Below are 5,269 nucleotides of genomic sequence, written 5' to 3'. Positions count from 1 at the left end.
TCAACGGAACAATCGCACAGTTCAGTTGCAAGCAGAGCGTGACCAAGGCTATCTGGGATGCCAAGGGCAACAGAGCCATTGGCAAGAGCAAGGAAGCCAAGGAGGTGAACTTTGCGCTTGACAACATCAAGGCTCAAATCGCCAAGCATTACCAGCGACTTTCCGACCGTGAGGCGTTCGTTACTGCTGAAATGGTGAGAAACGCCTATCAAGGCATAGGCACCGAATACGAGACCTTGCTCAGAGCTTTCGACAAGGAGAACGCAGCTTTTGCCAAACGTGTAGGTAAGGACAGAGCCAAGAACACTTACAACAAGTATCTTGTGGTGAGAAAGTACGTTGCCGAGTTCATCAAGTATCAGTACAAGCGCAGCGATATGTCCATGAATGAGCTTACCGAGGAGTTTATCCGTGACTATTGCCTTTACTTGAAAAATGTGGTAGGGCTTGCGCAGTCCTCCATTTGGATTTACTCCATACCTCTGAAACATATCGTCACGGCAGCACACTACAACGGCAAGATACCGAGAAATCCGTTTGCCATGTACCACGTTGATCCAGACCACAAGGAACGTGAGTTCTTGACCTTGGACGAGCTTACCGCCATGACTGAGATAAAGTTGGAAGACCCCAATATGGCATTTGCGAGAGACCTTTTTATCTTTGGCAGTTGGACAGGTATAGCTTTCATCGACATCAAGAACTTGACGGAAGATAACATCAGCATGGTAAACGGTGCTCCTTGGATAGTGTCCAAGCGTCAGAAGACAGGCGTACCGTTCCAAATCAAGCTGATGGATATTCCCATGCAGATTGTTGAGAGATACAAGTCTTTCAGAAAAGACAACCACTTGTTCAATATCGGTAATCTTGACAGCATTAACAAGCGCATCAAGAAAGTTGCTGCAATGTGTGGTATAAAGAAGCATGTATCATTTCATGTCTCACGTCATAGTTGGGCTGTTTTAGCCTTGGAGTATGGTATGCCGATAGAGAGCGTGAGCAAGATTCTTGGTCACACGAATATCACCACAACACAGATATACGCCAAGGTGACAAGCACAAAATTTGACCATGACATATCTGTCTTTGAAAGTCGAATCAAGGGGCATTTGCCTGTAATGGGAGGAATGGCATGAAACGGACTGTAATCACCGTGGATGGCAATGGAAGGCTTTCAATTCCGTCCAACTTGGAGGACTTGTGGATGAGTGAGAGTGAGTTGATTGATATGCTTTATATCACTGCCCCGAAACTCAATGCTGTGATACGAGCTATATATAAAGAAGGTATGTTGTCTATGTCGGAAGTCCAACGAAGGGAAGAACTTTCCAAGGGTATTTGGCAAACGTTGTATGGATTCCCTATGGTTGTTGCCATTTGCTTCCGTCTAAACTCTAATGGTGCGGCACAACTTCGTGATGCCATCATCAAGAGATTGTACGGAGCAAAAGAGAAAACAAACATTGTCTTGCAACTCTATGGAGGGACTAATTCCTTTAGTTGAGAATGGTCGCTTTTTTGACGCTTCGATGATTCGCTGTCGTATTGACTTATTGACGTACTGATTCATTGTCGTATGGAAGTGCAGTTGCAATTTGATAAAGAAGTATCCATGCAAAGAAGTGTGTAAGCATATATGCATTGATGCCATACGTTTTACATTTTTATCGTATGACATATAAAACGTATGACATGCAGGAATACATTTTTGTTCATCCCGAGGAATGGCATTCAAGGAAAACTCATTCTTCGGGATTTTTTTCGTTTTCATCCTTTAGCATAAAGAAAATGAGCCGTTCCTTGGAGGCTTTGCGCCTCCAGCCACTGGGCGAACCTCCGCAGTGTTTTCAATGGTATTAGATTTACTCTTGCCAAAACATGGTGTCCATAAAGACACAGCAAGGTATGTTTCGAGTTACTCGAAACCTTTCAAGTTACTCTTGAAAGAACAAACGAATTGTCCTCCTAAGTCGGGCAATTTTACAGATAATAATTTTAATTTGTCTAAATAGTAGCAACATATGCCAATTATTCATTTTTTCTGATTGATTATCAAGATAAAACATTATATTTGTAGCATTAAATGGTTTTAGAATTATGGCAAAGAAAAATATAGACTTAGCAGTAGTCCTTCATGATGATTGCGACTACAAGGACTGGCTTGTGGAACTCAAGGAACGATTCTACAGCCATCGCCTCAAAGCGTCATGTGCCACCAATGGCTACTTGTTGGACTTCTATTGGAAGTTGGGACGAGACATTGAAGCTAAGCAATATACTAATACTTATGGCTCTGGATTTTACAAAAATCTCAGTCAGGATTTGAAGAACGAAATGCCAGGGGTGAAGGGATTCTCACCAACTAACTTGAAGTACATGAGCTACTTTTATAAGCTCTATGCACCATTACAGGCAAATTGTCCGCAGCTTGCGGACATTTTTATAGAGGGCTTGTATATTGCAGATATTCAGCGAGTTGTAGTACAAAGTAAAAATCGTCCGCAAACTGCGGACGATTTCAAATTGCTTTTTCTTATTCCTTGGGACCACCATCGTCGTATCATAGATAAGTGCAAGGGCAATATGGATAAGGCTTTGTTCTTTGTAAGAAAGACTTGGGAGAACAATTGGGGGCGTGACGTTCTGCTCAACTGGCTTGACACAGACCTATATGAGCGTGACGGCAAGGCTATCACCAACTTCCAGGCTACGCTTCCTGCTGTACAAAGCGACTTGGCGCAACAGATAACCAAAGACCCTTATCAGTTGGACTTCCTTAACTTAAGGGAGAAATATGACGAGCGTGACATCGAAGATGAATTGGTGAACAATGTAACACGTTTCCTCTTGGAACTCGGAAAAGGCTTTTCGTATATGGGCAGACAATTCCGCTTGGAGGTAGGACAACAGGAGTTCTTCCCAGACTTGTTGTTTTACAATGCCCACCTCCATGCCTATGTGGTCATAGAGCTAAAAGCTCAGTCATTCCATCCATCGTTCTTAGGACAATTGAGCTTCTATGTATCTGCCATCAACCACCAATTCAAGACCGATATAGACAATCCTACCATTGGCTTGCTTATCTGTAAGGACAAAGACAACGTAGTGGCTAAATATGCCTTGGAGTCATACAAGGAACCAATGGGTATATCGGAATATCAGCTCTCCAAACTCTTCCCGAAAGACTTCAAATCATCTATGCCGACTATTGAGGAATTGGAAAAGGGGTTGAAAGATAACTAAAAGTAACGGAACTGTTTTTGCATGAACAAAGAAGAAATAAAACAAGAACCTAATGATGGGCTGATAGCTCGCATATTAGGAGGAACACCCACTATTTTACAGAAGGTGTTCTTTATACTTATGGCATTTTCGCTGATATTATGGCCCTTGGGATGCTATGTTTCTATATTCTTCTTTGATGCCCCTGTTCGCTCTGATGTAGACAAAATATGTCGTTATGGTATGCTTATAACCATCTACTTGTATCCTATCTACTTGTTCCCTTTGTTGAGATTTATGTTTCAACTTTCAAAGAACTTAAGAGCAACTTGGCTTTATTATCTATGTCCGATAGTACCAATATTAATTCTTAGGTTGTTATTTTCAATTAGTACAATCAGTGCTCCGAAAATAGACAATACCGAATTTTGCACTAATGAGGATTTGGTTGGTCATTGGACTTTGAATGGTGGAGAAAGACAGATCAATTATCCTGAGATTGAATTTTTCAATGATAGTACGGTGGAATTATACTCACAAGCTGATACCCTATACAGATATACCTATTGTTTGCAAAATGATTCCTTATATCTCAATGACATAAATGGAAGACAATACGTAAATAAAATCAATAAAGTCGATGACGAAACCATTATGTTTGAGGGTATCGCAGATGTTAAAGGCATACAGATTTATCATAAATAAAATGTTCTTGAAATGAGAATCTATGAACGAAAAAATATACTTGAAAGAAATATAAATTATAGCAATGCGTATGGTAGAAATCTTCTACAAGAAGCTATTGTATCTTGTGAAAATGCAATTGCTATTGATTTAGTGAATAAAGGCATTGATATTGATCATCAAGATAAAATGGGATGTACTCCTTTACATTTCTGTGCGCAATACAACAATATAACCATTGCAGAATTGTTATTACAAGAGGGAGCAAATGTAAATATTATTGATTGCTATGGCAATAATCCTCTATGGTATGCTGTATTCAATGCTAATGATGATTATTGTTTAGTCAAATTGCTTGTAAAATACGGAGCAGATGCATTAAGTAAAAATAATGCTATGCGCTCTCCTTTAGATTTCGCAAAGCAAATTGAAGATACAGAAATGATTAATATTCTTGCAAATAAAAATCTAATTTCAAAATACCAAAGTAAAAAGTAATATGAGGCATTTCTTATTGACAATCGTTATAGTCTTGGTCATAGCAATGGGGCTATCCTCTTGTCTATGTCAACCAAGGTCTGTAAGTTTTTCGCATCTTGTAGAAAAAATAGATAGCATAAATACTCATTTCTACACTTTACAACAAGCTCCACCGGATAGCGGTGTCCTACTAAAAGAAACTTTAGTAAAAGAACTTCTCGGAGATATTTTCTATCACCGTAAAGAGGTACAAAACAGAGAAGTTAGGCTCGTCGGTGTCAGTCAACCATATACACAAGTCCTTGCCTGTGCCTTTAACATAAAGAGCATTGGTTTTGAATGGAAAACAAATGAAACATTTCTTGTTACTTATGGGCATGATGGAAAAATTGCAGATGCATTATATTTAGGCATAAACGAAATTACCCCCACATTTATAAAGTTCAGTTTCAATAGCAAACGGCATATTCCTACAGAGGATATTCAAAGAAGTAAATGGGTATATAACGAGCAAAGTAATCTTCTTAAATTAGAGGTATTTGAAGAAAATTCTTGGCTTGACGAAGACAAAAATCCATGCTTGGACAACTACTATCATACTTTCTTCTATCGAATAGACGAACAAGGGCGTATTGTCCGCTTAAGAAAAGGGAAAATCGTTCCTTATAAATATAACCATTCTGACCATGCCTACGACTCATATCTTAAAGCAGCACATAAACGCTTTGCATTACAATTCACTCCCTATTCAGAAAGGCACATGAAATAGTTAGAAGAAACTGAAGAAGAGCCCCAAAAAATCGTTATATTTAGGGGATAGCAAAAAAAAACAAAAATTATAATGGATTTATAGACAATACTCTGTTAATTCTTATGTAAT

At 39.1% G+C, this 5,269-nt stretch carries 6 protein-coding genes; all 6 read left to right on the top strand.

The genetic code is table 11. The features are described from left to right. A partial coding sequence (locus tag DW657_RS16390) for a site-specific integrase (RefSeq protein ID WP_233547198.1) occupies window positions 1-1,139 on the top strand: 1,139 nt, incomplete at its 5' end. Next, a complete protein-coding gene (locus DW657_RS16385) occupies window positions 1,136-1,507 on the top strand; it encodes a hypothetical protein (RefSeq protein WP_118163905.1) in 372 nt (123 codons plus the stop codon). The genes DW657_RS16390 and DW657_RS16385, both read left to right, overlap by 4 nt. 593 nt (window positions 1,508-2,100) lie before the next feature. Next, the gene (locus DW657_RS16380) at window positions 2,101-3,246 is read left to right on the top strand and encodes a YhcG family protein (RefSeq protein WP_118313464.1); all 1,146 of its coding nucleotides are present in this window, start codon (window positions 2,101-2,103) and stop codon (window positions 3,244-3,246) included. A 21-nt stretch (window positions 3,247-3,267) separates the two neighbouring features. Then, window positions 3,268-3,930 carry a hypothetical protein gene (locus DW657_RS16375; RefSeq protein ID WP_117695802.1) on the top strand — a complete coding sequence of 221 codons (663 nt, stop codon included), beginning with the start codon at window positions 3,268-3,270 and terminating at the stop codon, window positions 3,928-3,930. A gap of 12 nt (window positions 3,931-3,942) precedes the next feature. Continuing rightward, window positions 3,943-4,407 (top strand): ankyrin repeat domain-containing protein, encoded by a 465-nt coding sequence (locus DW657_RS16370; protein ID WP_118313463.1) that lies wholly within the window; start codon window positions 3,943-3,945, stop codon window positions 4,405-4,407. A gap of 1 nt (window position 4,408) precedes the next feature. Further along, window positions 4,409-5,158 carry a hypothetical protein gene (locus DW657_RS16365; RefSeq protein ID WP_118313462.1) on the top strand — a complete coding sequence of 250 codons (750 nt, stop codon included), beginning with the start codon at window positions 4,409-4,411 and terminating at the stop codon, window positions 5,156-5,158. Window positions 5,159-5,269 lie beyond the last annotated feature (111 nt).

Origin of the sequence: Prevotella sp. AM23-5 (assembly GCF_003473645.1) — a bacterium.
In the GTDB taxonomy this organism is placed as follows: Bacteria; Bacteroidota; Bacteroidia; order Bacteroidales; family Bacteroidaceae; genus Prevotella; species Prevotella copri_A.
Note: the sequence above shows the minus strand (reverse complement) of the source record. Positions and strands in the feature narration are given on the sequence as shown.